Annotated in this window: 17 protein-coding genes; 12 read left to right on the forward strand and 5 right to left on the reverse strand. The window is 69.2% G+C overall.

The annotated features are described in order from the left end of the window. Positions 1 to 69 precede the first annotated feature (69 nt). From C470_RS12475 to C470_RS12510, 8 genes are all read left to right on the forward strand, one after another. Complete coding sequence (locus C470_RS12475) at positions 70 to 1,389, forward strand: DUF362 domain-containing protein (RefSeq protein WP_008367673.1); 1,320 nt, start codon at positions 70 to 72, stop codon at positions 1,387 to 1,389. Between the two features lie 97 nt (positions 1,390 to 1,486). After that, positions 1,487 to 2,275, forward strand: a complete 789-nt coding sequence (locus C470_RS12480) for an SDR family oxidoreductase (protein WP_007996705.1) — start codon at positions 1,487 to 1,489, stop codon at positions 2,273 to 2,275. After that, on the forward strand, positions 2,272 to 2,619 hold the full coding sequence (locus tag C470_RS12485; RefSeq protein ID WP_004596715.1) for a cupin domain-containing protein: 348 nt from the start codon (positions 2,272 to 2,274) through the stop codon (positions 2,617 to 2,619). The genes C470_RS12480 and C470_RS12485 overlap by 4 nt, the downstream gene beginning before the upstream one ends. Positions 2,620 to 2,640: 21 nt before the next feature. Next, the gene (locus C470_RS12490; RefSeq protein WP_008367674.1) at positions 2,641 to 3,462 is read left to right on the forward strand and encodes a fumarylacetoacetate hydrolase family protein; all 822 of its coding nucleotides are present in this window, start codon (positions 2,641 to 2,643) and stop codon (positions 3,460 to 3,462) included. Between the two features lie 54 nt (positions 3,463 to 3,516). Continuing rightward, positions 3,517 to 3,945, forward strand: coding sequence for a universal stress protein (locus tag C470_RS12495; protein ID WP_008367675.1), 429 nt, complete (start codon positions 3,517 to 3,519; stop codon positions 3,943 to 3,945). Positions 3,946 to 4,121: 176 nt separating this feature from the next. Beyond that, positions 4,122 to 5,243, forward strand: a complete 1,122-nt coding sequence (locus C470_RS12500; RefSeq protein ID WP_008367676.1) for a TAXI family TRAP transporter solute-binding subunit — start codon at positions 4,122 to 4,124, stop codon at positions 5,241 to 5,243. Positions 5,244 to 5,326: 83 nt separating this feature from the next. Continuing rightward, positions 5,327 to 7,318, forward strand: a complete 1,992-nt coding sequence (locus C470_RS12505) for a TRAP transporter permease (RefSeq protein WP_008367677.1) — start codon at positions 5,327 to 5,329, stop codon at positions 7,316 to 7,318. Beyond that, on the forward strand, positions 7,315 to 7,557 hold the full coding sequence (locus C470_RS12510) for a hypothetical protein (protein WP_008367678.1): 243 nt from the start codon (positions 7,315 to 7,317) through the stop codon (positions 7,555 to 7,557). The genes C470_RS12505 and C470_RS12510 overlap by 4 nt, the downstream gene beginning before the upstream one ends. 523 nt (positions 7,558 to 8,080) lie before the next feature. On the opposite strand, the gene C470_RS12520 is transcribed toward C470_RS12510, so the two are convergent. Next, positions 8,081 to 8,995 carry a hypothetical protein gene (locus C470_RS12520; protein WP_008367682.1) on the reverse strand — a complete coding sequence of 305 codons (915 nt, stop codon included), beginning with the start codon at positions 8,993 to 8,995 and terminating at the stop codon, positions 8,081 to 8,083. A gap of 107 nt (positions 8,996 to 9,102) precedes the next feature. Beyond that, entirely contained in the window at positions 9,103 to 9,972 is an 870-nt protein-coding gene (locus C470_RS12525; protein ID WP_004596711.1) for a CheF family chemotaxis protein, read from the reverse strand. A 242-nt stretch (positions 9,973 to 10,214) separates the two neighbouring features. On the opposite strand from C470_RS12525, the gene fer reads away from it, so the two are divergent. The 3 genes from fer to C470_RS12540 all read left to right on the forward strand — a co-directional run bounded on the left by fer (position 10,215) and on the right by C470_RS12540 (position 12,459). Continuing rightward, positions 10,215 to 10,604, forward strand: a complete 390-nt coding sequence (fer, locus tag C470_RS12530) for a ferredoxin Fer (RefSeq protein WP_004596710.1) — start codon at positions 10,215 to 10,217, stop codon at positions 10,602 to 10,604. Between the two features lie 230 nt (positions 10,605 to 10,834). Continuing rightward, positions 10,835 to 11,227, forward strand: coding sequence for an Htur_1727 family rSAM-partnered candidate RiPP (locus C470_RS12535; RefSeq protein ID WP_004596707.1), 393 nt, complete (start codon positions 10,835 to 10,837; stop codon positions 11,225 to 11,227). Then, on the forward strand, positions 11,224 to 12,459 hold the full coding sequence (locus C470_RS12540) for a TIGR04347 family pseudo-SAM/SPASM protein (RefSeq protein ID WP_004596704.1): 1,236 nt from the start codon (positions 11,224 to 11,226) through the stop codon (positions 12,457 to 12,459). Before C470_RS12535 ends, C470_RS12540 begins: the two co-directional genes overlap by 4 nt. Before the next feature lie 32 nt (positions 12,460 to 12,491). On the opposite strand, the gene C470_RS15955 is transcribed toward C470_RS12540, so the two are convergent. The 3 genes from C470_RS15955 to C470_RS12550 form a co-directional block, all read right to left on the reverse strand. Beyond that, on the reverse strand, positions 12,492 to 12,656 hold the full coding sequence (locus C470_RS15955) for a hypothetical protein (RefSeq protein ID WP_159358823.1): 165 nt from the start codon (positions 12,654 to 12,656) through the stop codon (positions 12,492 to 12,494). A gap of 66 nt (positions 12,657 to 12,722) precedes the next feature. Continuing rightward, positions 12,723 to 13,331: a helix-turn-helix domain-containing protein gene (locus C470_RS12545; RefSeq protein WP_008367684.1), complete on the reverse strand. Its 609-nt coding sequence runs from the start codon at positions 13,329 to 13,331 to the stop codon at positions 12,723 to 12,725. A gap of 99 nt (positions 13,332 to 13,430) precedes the next feature. Further along, a complete protein-coding gene (locus C470_RS12550) occupies positions 13,431 to 14,474 on the reverse strand; it encodes a hypothetical protein (RefSeq protein ID WP_049897957.1) in 1,044 nt (347 codons plus the stop codon). A 317-nt stretch (positions 14,475 to 14,791) separates the two neighbouring features. Here C470_RS12550 and C470_RS12555 point away from each other — a divergent pair, with 317 nt between their 5' ends. Further along, positions 14,792 to 15,625: a geranylgeranylglycerol-phosphate geranylgeranyltransferase gene (locus C470_RS12555; protein ID WP_004596697.1), complete on the forward strand. Its 834-nt coding sequence runs from the start codon at positions 14,792 to 14,794 to the stop codon at positions 15,623 to 15,625. Positions 15,626 to 15,666: the final 41 nt, after the last annotated feature.

Genomic DNA, 15,666 nt, shown 5'->3' on the forward strand with positions numbered 1-15,666 from the left:
TACAAGTAGACCGCTGTATCGGCAAGGTTCTCACCCGCGATTTTTGTATCGGCACCGCGAGGGCCCCACATGGAGTTCCCCGAGCGATCCGACGTAGACGGACTCATCGATCCGCAGCCGCTCCCGGGGTTCGCGAAAGTGCGCTACGAGCCGCGGACGGAGCGGCTCGACGACCCCGTCGGGGCGGCCCGCGAGTCGCTCGACGCGCTCGACCTCGACGACCTCCCGGCCGGCGCGACCGTGGCCGTCGGGGTCGGCAGCCGCGGCATCGACCGCATCGACGAGGTCGCGGCGGCGGTCGTCGACCGCCTCGCCGAGCGCGGCCTCGACCCGGTCGTCGTGCCCGCGATGGGCAGCCACGGCGGCGCGACGTCGGAGGGGCAGCGCGAGGTGCTGGCGGCGCTCGGGATCACGGAGGAGTCGGTCGGGGCGCCGATCGACGCGCGCATGGCGGCCGCGGAGCTGGCGACGGTGTCGGTGGGCGACGCCGACCTCCCCGTCTACTTCTCGGAGGCGGCGCTCGCCGCCGACGCCGTGCTCGTCGTGAACCGCGTGAAGGCCCACACCAACTTCACCGGGCCGATCGAGAGCGGGCTCGCGAAGATGACCGTCGTCGGGCTCGGCAAGCAGCGCGGCGCGAAGGCGTTCCACTCGACGGCGATCGCCGAGGGGTACGTCGAGACGCTGACGGCGGCGCTCGACGTCATCGAGCGGGAGACCCCGACGGTCGGCGGGATCGCGCTCGTCGAGAACTTCGAGGAGGAGATCGGGCACGTGGAGGCGGTGCCGGCCGGCTCGTTCCTCGACCGCGAGCCGGAGCTGTTGGAGCGCGCCTACGACGAGATGCCGACGCTTCCGGTCGACGACGTCGACCTGCTCGTCGTCGACGAGATCGGCAAGGAGATCTCGGGCGCCGGGATGGACACGAACGTGATCGGTCGCTACCGGGTCCTCAACGCACCCGATCCCGAGACGCCGGACGTCGACCTCATCTACGTGCGAGGACTGACCGAGGCGACGAAGGGGAACGGCAACGGGATCGGGCTGGCCGACCTCACCCGGAAGCGCGCGGTCGACCAGCTCGACCTGAAGAAGACGTACGCGAACGCGCTCACGAGCGGGTCGCTCGCGAAGTCGAAGCTCCCCGTGGTGGCGCCCGACGACGAGTTCGCGCTCCGGACCGCCCTGGCGGCGCTGGGCGGATATGACCCCGAGACGGTCCGGATCGTCTGGATCCGGAACACGCAGGACCTCGGCGAGTTCCGCGTCTCCGAGGCCGTGGTCGAGGACCTCCCGGAGGCCGCGGTGGTGACCGACCGCGAGGCGGTGGCGTTCGACGCGGGGACGGCGGGGTTCGAGGCGGCGACCGACGGCGACTCGGGTGCGTAGCCCCCGCGTCGTCGGGTCGGAGCCGCCGTCTCGTCGGCTGAGACGCCCGGTTGCCTGTAGGGAAACGTTTTCACGCCATACTCGGGATGGGTGAGACATGGACCTACAGATCGACGGCAACGCGGCCCTCGTGACGGCCTCATCGAGCGGACTCGGCAAGGCATCGGCGAAGGCGCTCGCCCGGGAGGGCGTCGACGTCGTCATCAACGGCCGCGACGAGGAGCGGCTGGCGGACGCGAAGGATGAGGTCGAGGCGGTCGCGACCGGCGACGTCGTCGCCCACTCCGCGGACCTGACCGACGCGGACGAGGTCGCGGCGCTGGTGGAGGCGACCGTCGACGAGTTCGGCACGATCGACCACCTCGTGACGAGCGCGGGCGGTCCGCCCTCTGGCGCGTTCCTCGACACGGACGACGAGGACTGGCAGCACGCCTACGACCTGCTCGTGATGAGCGTCGTCCGGCTGGCGCGGGAGTCGTATCCCCACCTCAAGGAGGGCGACGGCGGCACCATCGTCAACATCACCTCCCGCAGCGTGAAGGAGGCCATCGACAGCCTCGTGCTGTCGAACGCCGTCCGGATGAGCGTCATCGGGCTGGAGAAGACGCTCTCGAAGGAGTTCGCGCCCGAGGTCCGCGCGAACGCCGTCCTGCCCGGTCCCCACGAGACGAGCCGGATCAAAGACCTCGTCGAGGCCGCCGTCGAGCGCGGCGACTACGACTCCTACGAGGAGGGGCTCGACGACTGGGCGGGGAACCCGCTCGAACGCATCGGCGATCCGATGGAACTCGGTAACACGGTCGCGTTCCTCTCGTCGCCGAAGTCGGGGTACGTCAACGGCACCGCCCTCCCCATCGACGGGGGATCGACCGGAGCGAACCTATGAAGCCGGTCGCGTTCGACGAGGCGGAGACGTACGAGCCCGACGAGGGCTGGCGGCGCGTGTCGATGGCGGGCAGCGACCGGTTCTCCTTCGAGTGGTTCGAGAAGCCGCCGGGGCACAGCTCCCCGATGCACGACCACGAGAACGAGCAGGTGTGCCTCTGCTTGGAGGGCGAGCTGACCGTCGTCTCCGAGGACGACGAGGTCACGCTGGAGAAGAACGACTCCGTGCTCTTGGAGTCGAACGAGCCCCACAGGGTCGAGAACACCGGCGACGAGCGCGCGGTCGGCCTCGACGTGTTCGCGCCCGGACGCTCGTTCGACTTCTGGACGGACCGGGAGGAGTGAGATGAACGGGGCCACCTCGCGATGAAGTACCTCGCACGCACGGCGACCGGGGAGCCGCTGTTGGGCGACGGGGAGGGGTACGTCCCCCTCGGCGCCGTCGAACCGGACCTGGAGACGGTCGGCGACGCGCTCCCCCGGGCGGCCGCGGGCGACCTCGGAGACGCGGCCGACGCGCCCGCCGACCCGGTCCCGGCGGCGGACGTGTCGTTCGGCGCGCCCCTGGAGTCGTTCGGGAAGCTGTGGGGGATCGGCCTGAACTACGAGGAGCACGCCGGCGACCTCGACGAGCAGCGCCCGGACGAGCCGGCGAGCTTCATGAAGCCGCGGTCGGTCCTGACGGGCCCCGGCGGGCCGATCCGGCTGCCGCCGGTGTCGCAGAGCGAACGGGTGACCGCCGAGGCCGAGCTAGCGGTCGTGATGGGGCGGACGTGCCGGAATGTCGACGAGGGCGACGTCGACGACGTGATCGCGGGCTTCCTCCCCGTGATCGACGTGACCGCAGAGGACGTGCTCCAGCGGAACCCGCGCTTTCTCACGCGGGCGAAGAGCTACGACACGTTCCTCGTCCCCGGCGCCGCCCTCGCCGTGCCGGAAGAGCCGGTCGCCCTCGACGAGCTCTCGGTCCGGACCGAGGTCAACGGGGACGTGCGGGCCGAAAACGAGATCCGGAACATGCTGTTCCCGCCGGCGGAGATCGTCTCCTTCCACTCCGACGTGATGACGCTGGAGCCGGGCGACCTGTTCAGCACCGGGACGCCCGGCGCGGCGCCGATTGACCCCGGTGACGAGGTGCGGGCGGTCGTCGAGTCGATCGGGTCCGTCAGCGCGCCGGTGACGCGGTAGGCGGCCGGCGCCCCCGCAGCTACTTTTATTACCTCATTTCGGGAAGGGACGGGTATGTACCGGGTACTGGTGCCGGTCGGCGGAGAGACCGAACACGCGCCGGCCGCCGCGGACGCGGTAGCGTCGCTTCCGAACGCCGCCGAGGAGGTCGAGGCGGTGCTGCTCAACGTCTACGAGGGGTTCGAGGTCAGCGGCGAGGCGGGCCGCGTCGACTCCGAAGACGTGTGGGACGAGGAGAACTACCCAGAGGCCGTCGCCGCCATCGAGGCCCGGCTGGCGGAGGCCGGAATCGCCACGTCGAAGCGGCGCGAGCACGGCGACCCCGCGGAGACGATCATCGAGGTCGCCGAGGAGCTCGACGTCGACAACATCACGATGAGCGGGCGGCGCCGGAGCCCGACCGGCAAGATGCTGTTCGGGAGCACGACGCAGTCAGTGTTGCTCGCGGCCGACCGTCCGGTGACGGTTATCCTCGACGAGTAACTCGTTCCGACGGCACCGGCCTGCGACCGGCGACTCGTTCCGACGACGCCGGCCTGCGACAGGTAACTCAATCCGGCGACGTGTTCCCTAACGATCATTATAATGGATATTCCTCCGGTTTGAACTGAAATAAACAGACACATTGTTAATGATCGACCGGGAGTACTCTGTTGAGTATGTCCGATAATTCGATCGATCGGCGGAAGTTCCTGTACGGTACCGGCGCGGTAGGCATCACCGGACTCGCCGGCTGTTCCGGAGGCGGCGGCGACGGTTCGGACGGTTCCGACGGCTCCGACGGCACGGACGGCTCCGACGGTTCCGACGGTTCGGACGGCGACGACGGCGGTAGCGCGGAACTCTCGCTCCGCGTCGGCACGTCCGCCGGCGGGACCCAAGACGTCGGGCTCGCCGTCGAGCGCGCCGTCAGCCAGGAGAGCGATACGCTGGACTACTCGACCATCGAGAGCCCCGGCTACATCGGGACCATCTATCGGATGGCGCAGAATCAGTTCAACGCCGGCATCACCGACAACAACTCCCTCAACAAGGCGCTCGACGACCGCGGCCGGTTCTCCGAGCAGTCGGTGTCCCGAATTCCCCAGTACGGGTTCGGCGCGTTCCCGTACAGCATCTACGTCGTCGCCCGCGACGGCACGGACATCGAGACGTTCGACGACCTCGCCGGCGCGAACGTCTACCCCGCCGAGCCGGGGTATTCGACGCGCGCGACGACCCTCGACGTCTGGTCGCAGGACCCGACCGCGGACGTGTACGACCAGATGAACATCCAGAACATGGGCGTCGGTGACGCGCCCGGCGCGATGGAGGAGGGCACCATCGACGCGTCCATCGCCTACGGCGCGCCGGGCGTTCGGTACACCGGCTTCGTTCAGGAGATGGCCTCCCGCGTCGACCTCCACTACGTCGAGCCGACGGACGCGCTCATCGATTCCGCGGAGTCGTACGCCGGCGCCGGCACGACCCGGACGTCCTACAGCGACTGGCAGATCGCGGGCACGGACATCGGCACCGACGAGGTGTTCACCTGGGACCTGGAGGTCAACTACACGTTCAACCCCGAGGCCAATCCGGACGCCGTCTACGAGCTCTGCCGCGTCGTTCACGAGCACAACGACGTCGTCAACAACGGTGAAGAGCAGTTCAACAACTACGACTCCGCCGAGGGGATGCTCGGCTACGCGCAGGAGCGCATCCCGGTCCACCCCGGTGCCGTTCAGTACTACAAGGACAACGACGCGTGGGACGACAGCCTCCAAGAGGGCGACACGGCGTAACCCCTCCCGAGGCGTAGTTCCGACCGGCGAACCGGGTTCCAACTAATATTAATATTTTACGACACACAAACTCATACCCAAACATGGCTACACAATCCGAACGGCAGACCGGTCCCACGGGATGGATACGAGGCCTCGACGTCAGCGTCACGCTCACGGCCGTCCTGTTCTGGGCGGTCGTCCTCTGGTGGGCGTCCACCCAGCAGTGGTCGACGGTCAAGTACGCCGTCCTGTTCGTCGGCGGCATCATGACGGTGTACGCCCTCAACGAAACCCGCGAATCGCTCGAAGAAGGCAGCCGAATAGACGCCTTAGTGTTGCTACCGTCGGCCGGCGTGCTCATCACGGCGTCGTTCTACTTCTTCCTGAACTTCGAGATGGTCTACCTCCTGCGTCAGGGGTTCGCCAGCGAACACGAGTACATGCTCGCGCGGCTCATCATCATCTCGCTGCTGTACCTCACCTGGCGCGAGTTCGGGAACCTGTTCCTCGGGCTCGTCATCGGCGTGATGCTGTACGCGATGTTCGGCGACGCCGTTCCCGGCGTCCTCGGGCATGCCGGGATGAACCAGCTGACCCTGCTCCAGGCGACGGTCACGGACCTGTACGGGTTCTACGGCTCGCTGACGCAGCTGACCGCGTCCTGGATCGCGCCGTTCCTCCTGTACGCCGGGCTGCTGTTCGCGTACGGTGCGTTCGACCTGATTCTCCGTCTCGCCATCGTCGCGGCCGGACGCATCCGCTCGGGCGTGGCACAGACGGCCGTGCTCTCCTCGGCGGTCATCGGCTCCATCAACGGCTCGTACACTGCGAACGCCGCCATGACGGGGTCGTTCACGATTCCAACGATGAAGGAGAGCGGGATGTCCGGCCACCGCGCGGCCGGCATCGAAGCCGTCGCCTCGACCGCGGGACAGGTGCTCCCGCCGGTCATGGGGGCGTCCGCGTTCGTGATGGCGTCGTACCTCGGCGTCGCGTACCTGAACATCGTCGTCGCGGGGCTGGTCCCCGCGGCGATCCTGGTCGCGTCGATCGCCATCGCGGTCCACTACACCGCGATCAGCGACTCCAGCGACCAAGATATGGAGTTCTCGGAGTTCTTCGACGAGACGCTCTCGCGCAACGAGAAGATAGCCGAGGCGCTCCGGTTCGGCGTTCCGTTCGGCGTCCTGATCTACTACCTCGGCTTCGCCCAGTACACGGTGATGACGTCGGCAATGTACACCGTGTTCGCGATGATGCTCACGGGCGTTCTGATGCCGCCGCTCCAGCGGCTCGTCGACGAGTCGGACGTCTCGCCGGTCTCGGAGTTCGTCACGCAGATCAAGAACACGATTCACGGCTTCCGGCGAGGGGCCATTATCCTCGCGCCCATCGCCATCATCCTCGTGGTCATCAGCGGCGTCGTGAACCTGTTCTCGACGACCGGCGTGCCCGCGAAGATCGCGCTGTTGATGATCAACCTCTCCGGCGGCGTCCTGCTGTTCGCGGTGCTGCTCGGGATGGCCGTCGCCATCGTGATGGGCGTCGGGATGCCGACGGTGGCCGCCTACGTCATCGTGGCCATCCTCATCGTCCCGACGTTCGTCTCCGAGTTCGGCGTCGCGGAGATCACCGCTCATTACACGATGTTCTACGCGGCCATCTTGGCGGGCATCACGCCGCCGGTGGCGACGGCTGCCGTCGTCGCGGCGGGGATCGCGGAGGCGAACTTCTGGCGGACCTGCGGAGCGGCGCTGAAAATCGCTGCGCCGCTGTTCGTCCTCCCCGTCGCGTTCGTCTACAACCCCGCCCTGATCTCGATGTCCCCGGGCCTCAACACGCTCTTCACCGGTCTCTTGGTCGTGATGGGCGCCATCTCCATCATCTACGGGCTGAACTACCCGTTCGAGATGTCCGTCGGGCGCGTGATCTTCACCCGGAGCGCGCTCGCCGTGCTCGGCGTGCTCGTCATGACGTACCCGATGGTGCTCGCGAAGATCGCGGGCATCGTCGTCTTCACCGCCGTCTTCCTCGCTGAGAAGGTGATGGTCCGCGGTCTCAAGAACCCCTTCGGGAAGGAGGTGAAACAATGAGTTCCCAACAGGAAGCCCCCGAAGACCAAGTCGACACCTCCGACGTGGGCGGCCTCGAAGAAATCATTCCGGAGCCGCTGATGCCGGTCTGGCGCCGCATCGAGCTGATTCAGGACTTCCGCAGGACACACGGGAACACCTACGTCACGGCCCTGGAGATACTGACGGCGAGCGCGCTGGCCGTCGGCTACGTCTGGTGGGTGTACCTCTACTTCCTGGGCGGCGGCGTCAGCCTGTAGTCGCCGTCCCGCCACTCGATTGTCTCGGACTCGCTCGCGGCTTCCAGCCCACCGGCGTCGAACACGTCNGTCAGCCTGTAGTCGCCGTCCCGCCACTCGATTGTCTCGGACTCGCTCGCGGCTTCCAGCCCACCGGCGTCGAACACGTCGAAGCGGCCGTCTTGGATGAGATCCCCGAAATACACCACCTCGCGGTCGCCGGAGTCGAGCGCCCGGAGCTCGAGCGGATAGTGCCGGTTTACTCGGCGCACAGCTCATCGGCGGCCTCGACGAAGGCGGGCACCTCTCCGAGCGACGCGGAAGGAATGAACCGGTCCTCTTCGACCGCGACCGCCTCGAGGACCGCGATGTCGGGGACGACGAGCCCGCCGTACCGGAGCGCATCGACGATCGAGGAGGGGTCGCGGTCGGTGAACGCGATCTCGTGGGCGTCCGTCTTCTCGCGACCGACAGCCCGACGCCGCCCCGTCGAACTGCGTTCGACCGCTGGGCCCCGAACCGTTTCCGCAGGCCCGCGATCGCCTCAGCGCCCGCCGTCGGTCATCGCGACCGGTTCGTCGGTGTCGACGTCGCCGGGCGCGCTCGCGGGCTCGTCGCTCGACGCGGGATCGGTCGCGGTGTCGGCGACGCCGAACTCCGTCCAGAGCGTGGCGGCGACGACCGCGTACGCGACCATGTCGTAGTGGACCGCGCCCGCCAGTCCCGTGAACGCGGTGAGGGTGCTGTATCCGTACAGCGCGACGACGCCCCCGACGAACGCGGCCTCGTTGGTGAACTGACCGTCGCGCGCCGCGGCGACCGCGCGGCGGATCGTCGGCCCGCAGGCGACGAGGAACGCGATCCCGGAGAGCGCGCCGAGGTTCACGAAGAAGTGCGTCGTCATCGACGAGTCGAGGATCGACTGGAGGTACTGGACCGTCACGGGGTCGTAGAACAGCCACTCGACGCGGGTCGGGTACAGCACCGCGACGTACGGCGTCGCGACCATCAGGCCGAAGAGGACCGCGACCGCGACGCGGGCCGACGCGAACTGCGACGCGCGCCGCGCCTCGAACGCCTCGTCGCCGGGCGCGACGACGAGCCCGCACGATTCGAGCGTCTCGCGCAGCGCGTCGCGCGACAGCGACGGGTCGTGGTGGACGCCCACCGTCCCGTTGCGTCGCGTCGCCGAGGCGTCGCTGACGCCGTCGACGTCGCGCAGTACCGCCTCCAACAGTCCCTCACGGCGGTCGGTGTCGATCCCCTCGACGGAGAACGTGTCGTGGTCGTGGCCCTCCGGGACGCGGGCGACCCGCGGTCCCGACTCGACGGCGTCGCTCGGGGGCGTCTCGCCGCCGGGCGAATCGCCCTCCCCCGCCCCGTCGGGCGCGCTGATTCCCCGTTCGCGGACCACGGCGTCGAGCGGCGTCTCGCCGCCGCGGTGGTCGCTGTCTCGCATGAGAGATACCTACGGTTACAGGAGCTTGAAACTTCCCCCGGGCCGACGCGTCACGTTCGGCCCCGAACGCGCCCGGGTCCGACCCGCAATCGTGCCGCGTCGGGTCGTCAGGCGTTCACCGATTCGAGGTAGGAGCTCACGATCATCTGTCCCTTGCGGGTGAGCGCGGCCCCGCTCTCGCCGTCGGCGACGAGGCCGGCCTCCCGGAGCGTGTCGAGGATCATCGACGTCTGGGCGACGTCGCCGGTGACCACGTCGGCGATGTTCGCCTCGCCGCCCGCGGAGTAGATGGAGACGAGGATCTCCAGCTGCTCTTCGGTCGGGTCGAACGTCTCGAGGTCCTCCATGGCCTCGTCGTACTCGATCTTGATGTACCGGCCGAGGACGTTGAGCGCGCGCTCGTTCGGGACGGTCGCGATCGACGTGACCGTCTGGCCGTCGGCGACGTGCCGGAAGACGAGCGCCGGCCGCTTCTTCCCGCCCACGGTGCGGTCGGTGCGCTCGTAGTCGATCACCGCGGAGAGGTCGACGGTGAACGGATCCGGGCAGTTCTCGAACCGAATCTCGCCCGGCGACACCGACACCGAGGCGCGGTGGTCGCTCGCGTCCGTGACGCGCCCGCCGACCTTCGCCGGGTGCCGAACCGTGACGGTGACGTTCCGCAGCAGGGCCTTGAACAGCAGCCTGACGAACTTGTCCATGTCCTCGGGCTCGCCCTCCACGAGCGCGGCGCGGCGCGACCCGTCTTGCTCGTACGCGACGGTGACGCTGTCGTTGAAGAACGAGCGCAGGTCGCCCGGCACGCTCCCGACGACGACGTCGAACACCCGCGAGAGCGGGACCGTCTCCTTTCCGTCGTCCGTCGCGAGGACCAGCCGCCGCTGGCTCAGCAGGACGCGGCCAGTCACCGGCTCGTCGGTTCCGAAACTCGCCGCGTGGACGCGGCCGACGAAGTCGGCGACGACGGACTCCTCCATCGATAGTTCCTGAGCGCCGTACGCTATTTATTGTTACTCACGCCGTATCAATCGTGATAACCGTCTGTCACGCGAACGGCCGCGGACGGGCCTCCGCGGCGAACGGCGCCGTCGGTGCGCGTTTCGAAGCGCGCCGCGGCCGCCGAAAGGAGCCGAATGTGTTCGGTTCACGGCGACCGCTCGCGAGGCGGTCGGGTGGGGAACAGCAAAGCCTAATGAGGTGGGCATCAAACCGACAGGTGATGCCCACAGTAGAATACCTCAACTACGAAGTGCTCGACGACCACGGCTGGTCGATGGACGACGACAACCTCTTCGAGGAGGCCGCCGACGCCGACCTCGACGCCGAGGACTACGGCACCCTCGAAGTGAACCAGGGCGAATACATCCTCGAATCGGCCGAGGCGCAGGGCTACGACTGGCCCTTCTCGTGCCGCGCCGGTGCGTGCGCGAACTGCGCGTCCATTGTGAAGGAGGGCGACATCGAGATGGACATGCAGCAGATCCTCTCCGACGAGGAGGTCGAGGAGAAGAACGTCCGCCTCACCTGTATCGGCAGCCCGGCCACCGACGAGGTCAAGATCGTCTACAACGCGAAACACCTCGACTACCTGCAGAACCGCGTCATCTGATCGGCACTCTCCTGCGGTGACTGGCCGTTCTCACGCGGGATCGCGCCGCCTGCGGTCCTCGCATCTCTCCCCGCTTCGGTAGCGGCGGCTCCGCCGTTCGTCGTCCGCCGCTCGTCGCGCCCCTCCCGAGCGGCGACCGAGCCGCCCCCATCGCCCGAACCTGTTCGGCCGAATTTCGCGGCTGTGAGAACGCGCGAAACCCCGTTCGGGGGACCGTCCGTATCGGGGGTATGGTCGAGAAGACGGACCGAGGCGAGGACGCGAACGGGCCCCGGTCGGCCGACGGTCGCCGGTTCGAGGTGTTCGTCCGCGAAGAGGAGTCGGACCCGCTCCGCCACGTCGGCACCGTCGCCGCGCCGACGCCGGACGCCGCCCACGAGGAGGCGAGCAAGCTCTTCGCGTGGTACGCCCGCGACGTGTGGGTGTGTCCGGCCGCGGAGGTGTCCCGCTACTCCGAGGAGTCGCTCGCGAGCGACGAGGCGGGGGGCGACGAGTCGTCCGACGACCCCGACGAGCCGCGCGTCTACGAGGAGACCGAGGGGACGCCGACGGTCGCGTGCGGCAGCGCGCCGGTCGACGACGGGGGCGACGCCGGGGAGCCGTCCTCGGAGGGGTCGCGATGATCTCCGTCAGCAAGCTGCTGTGCGGGCTCGACGCCGAGAGCGACGGGCTCCGCTACGACGCGGCCGACGGCTCGAAGGAGCCGCAGATCACCGAGGAGAAACAGCGGCGACCGGTCGTCGTCTGGAACACCACGAAGCGGTGCAACCTCTACTGCGAGCACTGCTACGCGGGCGCGGACACTGAGGGCGCGCCGAACGAGCTGTCGACCGCCGAGGGGAAGGCGCTCATCGACGACCTCGCCGAGTTCGGCGTTCCAGTCCTGTTGTTCTCCGGCGGCGAGCCCCTCGTCCGCGAGGACCTCCCCGAGCTGATCGACTACGCAGACGACAGCGGGATCCGGCCGGTGCTCTCGACGAACGGCACGCTCCTCACCCGCGAGCGCGCCCGCGAACTGAAGGAGGCGGGGCTGAAGTACGCCGGCGTCTCGGTCGACGGGCTCCCCGAGCGCAACGACCGTATCCGCGGCGAGGAGGGCGCGTTCGACGCCGCCGTGCGCGGCATCGAGGCCTGCCTCGACGTGGGGCTCAAGACCGGGCTCCGGTACACGATCACCGAGCACAACGTCGACGACCTCGCGGGCGTCGTCGACCTGCTCGTCGACGTCGGCGTCGACCGCTTCTGCTTCTACCACCTCGACTACGGCGGCCGGGGCGCCGACATCTCGAACGTCGACCTCTCGCCCGAGGCGACTCGGAAAGCGGTCACGGACCTCTGTGACCTCACCCGCGAGTACCACGAGGCCGGCGAGGAGATTGAGACGCTGCTCGTCGGGAACTACGCCGACGCCGGCCACCTCGTCGAGTACGCCGACCGCGAGATGGGGACCGACCGCGCCCGGCTCATTTATCAGTATCTCCGGCGCAACGGCGGCGACCCGACCGGCGAGCGCGTCGCCGACGTCGACCCCGTCGGCAACGTTCACCTCACGCAGTTCTGGCAGGGGTACTCGCCGGGTAACGTCCGCGACCGCTCGTTCGGCGCGATCTGGTCCGACGAGTCGAACCCGCTCCTCGCCGGGCTGCGCGAGCGGGAGGAGCGGCTCTCCGGTCGCTGCGCCGACTGCGCGTACCAGTCGATCTGCCGGGGCGGCTCGCGGCTCCGCGCGCTCTCGGCGCACGGCGACCCGTTCGCGCCCGACCCGAAGTGCTACCTCACCGAGTCGGAGCGCGCCGGCGAGGAGGCGCTCGCGCGGATCGACGGCGCCGACCGGTCCGCGCCCGCCGACGACTGAGCCGCACCGGGCCGCGCGGCCGCCGCTGGTCCCTACTCCTCGTCGCCGGCGGTCCCTGACTCCCTTTCCGTGCCGTACTTCGCCGAGAAGCGCTTCGCGGGCACCTCGCCGCGAGCGACGCCGATCGCGTCGCGCACGAGCTCGACGGTGGCGTCGTCTCGGACCGGCTCGACGGCCGGCGGGTCGTCGTCGCTCATGGGCGGACCGAGGCGACCGCGCCCCCTCGGCGTCCCGCTTTACCGGTCCATCGCTTCAAGAGGGTCTCACCGCTCGGCGCCGTCGAAGACGTCCGTCACCAGCTTCGCCTGCGCGGTGCGGAGCCGCTGGGAGAGCGCGGACTTGCTGATCCCGAGCTCGTCGGCCAGTTCGCTCAGGCGCACGTCGCGGTCGTCGTCGAAGTAGCCGCGGACGACCGCGAGCTCGAGCCCGCGGCGCTGCTTCGGCGTCAGCGCGGAGAGGTCGAACGTGACCTGCTCGGTCGCGTCCGGCCCCTCGACGACCGCGAGCCGGACGAGCCGCACCCGGTCGACGACCTCGCGGAGCTCCTCGACGAGGCGGCGGACCGCGCCCCGGTCGTCGACGTACGCGGTGACGAGGATCGTCCCGTCCTCGACGCGCCGGAAGTGCGGGACGTAGCCGAGCCGCCCGAACGCGTGACAGAGGCAGTCCGCGTCGACCTCGCCGGTCCCGCGGCGCACCTCGCCCTCCGGCGTCGTCACGTCGACGACGCACTCGTCGCCGACCGCGTTGACCGCGACCGCGGCGGCCTCGTCGGCCTCGGAGACGATCGGACAAGGGCGGTCGCCGGTCGGATCGACGTCGAGGTCGACTCGCAGGCGACGGTCGCCGTCGGCGCCGGCGGCGTCAGACATGTCAGCCGCTACGGACGGCGTCGGTTTTACTTTTCGGCGGATTCCCGGGATCCGGCGCGGCGGTCGGTCGGAAAAAGTCGGCGGCCGCTCGCCCGCGCCTCAGTCCTCTGACTCGGGGACGGCCTCCTCGGCCGCGGGCTCCTCGGCGGCGCCCGAGTCGTCCTCGCCCTCCTCGGAGCGGGCGGCGACGAGGGCGCCGCTGGCGACGCTGTACATCGGCTCGTCGGCCGAGCGTACGCCGCTGATCGAGAACGGGATGTTCGCGTCCGCGAGGTGGTCGGCGAACAGGTCCTCGAAGCCGTTCGGGCTGGAGGTACCGCCGGTGACGACGACGGGCACGTCCAGCCCCTCCTCGACGTCCTCCTCGTCGACCTCGCGGGAGATGTTCTCGATGACGTAGTCGAGCAGGTTCTCGTAGTAGATGGCGAGCGCGCCCTCGACGCCGCCCACGTCGGTGCGGAAGTCGAGCTCGAAGTCGTCCTCTTTGATGCTCGTCACCTTGTCGACGGGGGTGCCCGTCGCCTGCGCGGTCTGCTCGTCGACCCAGTCGCCCCCGCGGGCGATGGAGAACTTCATGACGGGGACCGCGTAGTAGGCGAGACAGACGTTGGTCATCCCCGCGCCGAAGGAGATCCCGAGGCCGGTGAAGTTGTTGTCGGCGAGCTCGGAGTAGATGACCGCCATCCCCTCGTTGATCGGCTCGGGGTCGTACCCCATGTCGCCGAGCATCGACTCCAGCGTCTTCTCGTGGTACAGCGTCGTGAGCGGCGAGTCGATGGGGTCCGCGGGGCTGGAGTAGAACAGCCGCTCGTTCGGCTTCGAGGGCTCGCCGACGACCTGCTCGGTGATCAGTTTGATCATCGGGATGGCCGACGCCTCCTCGCTGGAGAGGATGCCGTGTTGCATCGGCCGGCGGGTCTCCTTGTTGAAGATGTTCGCGAAGTTGAGGGCGTCGTCGCCGACGACGTACACCTTGTCGTCCTTCCGGATGTGGAGGACCTCGCTGCGCGAGAGCATCTGCTCGGCCATGTCGCTGTACTCGATCTCGACGAACGAGTTGCGCTGCTGTACGAACACCGTCTCCGCGCCCTCCTGCCGTCCGGAGAGGATGTTCATCGTGCCGACGTCTAAGCCTTTGGCCATGTCCGTGTGTTTCATTTCGGACCTGATAAACGTTCGTGGCAGACCGACCGACAACCGTCCGAGGCCGGGCGAACACATTCGGGAAGGGGCGACGCCCTCGCGACGCCCCCGCGACGACGAGGCGCCCCCGCGACGCCGAGACGCCCCCGCGACGCCGAGACGCCTCCGCGACGCCGAGACGCCTCCGCGACGCCGAGACGCCTCCGCGACGACGAGACGCCTCCGCGACGACGAGACGACTGACGCCCCGTCGCCTACCGCGGCCCCCGACCGATCCCGCACCGTTTATTCCTCGCGGGCGGGAGTACGCGGACGACGTGCGAGACACGCTCCGCGGTATCGTCGAGCTCGCGCGCCTCGGCAACTGCGTCGCGGCCGGGGCCCTCACGGCCACCGGCGCGTTCGTCGCGGGCGCGAGCGGCGCCGCCCTCCCGACCGCGCTCGCGGCCGTGACCACCGCCTTCGCGGTCGCCGCGGGCAACGCGATCAACGACTACTTCGACCGCGAGATCGACGCGGTCAACCGCCCCGACCGGCCGATCCCGCGGGGCGCCGTCTCGCCCCGGGGCGCACTCGCGACCGCGACCGTCTGGTTCGCCGTCGCCGTCGCGGCCGCGGTCGCCCTCCCGCCGCTCGCGATCGCCATCGCCGCGGTGAACCTCGTCGCCCTGGTCACCTACACGAGCATTTTTAAGGGGACGCCCGGCCTCGGCAACGCCCTCGTCGCCTACCTCGTCGGCTCGACGTTCCTGTTCGGCGGCGCCGCCGCGGGGAATCCGCGTGCGGTCCTCGTCCTCGCCGCGCTCGCCGGGCTCTCGACGTTCACGCGCGAGGTGATCAAAGACGTCGAGGACGTGGCCGGCGACCGCGAGGAGGGGCTCGCGACGCTCCCCATCGCGGTCGGCGAGCGCACGGCGCTGCGGATCGGCGCCGCCGCGCTCGTCGTCGCCGTCGCCGTCAGCCCGCTGCCGTACCGCTCCGGGACGCTCGGCGCGGCCTACCTCGCGGTCGTCGCGGTCGCCGACGCGGTCATGCTGTACGCGACCTACGAGAGCTTCTCAGACCCCGCCGCCGCGCAGCGACGGTTTAAATACGGCACCTTCCTGGCGGCGGCCGCGTTCGTCGTCGGGCGAGCCGCCGTGGTCGCGTGAGACGGACGGGGCCGTCGCTCGGCGACGGAAAACGGTGAAAA

The organism is Halorubrum distributum JCM 13561, assembly GCF_000337395.1.
Lineage (GTDB): Archaea > Halobacteriota > Halobacteria > Halobacteriales > Haloferacaceae > Halorubrum > Halorubrum distributum.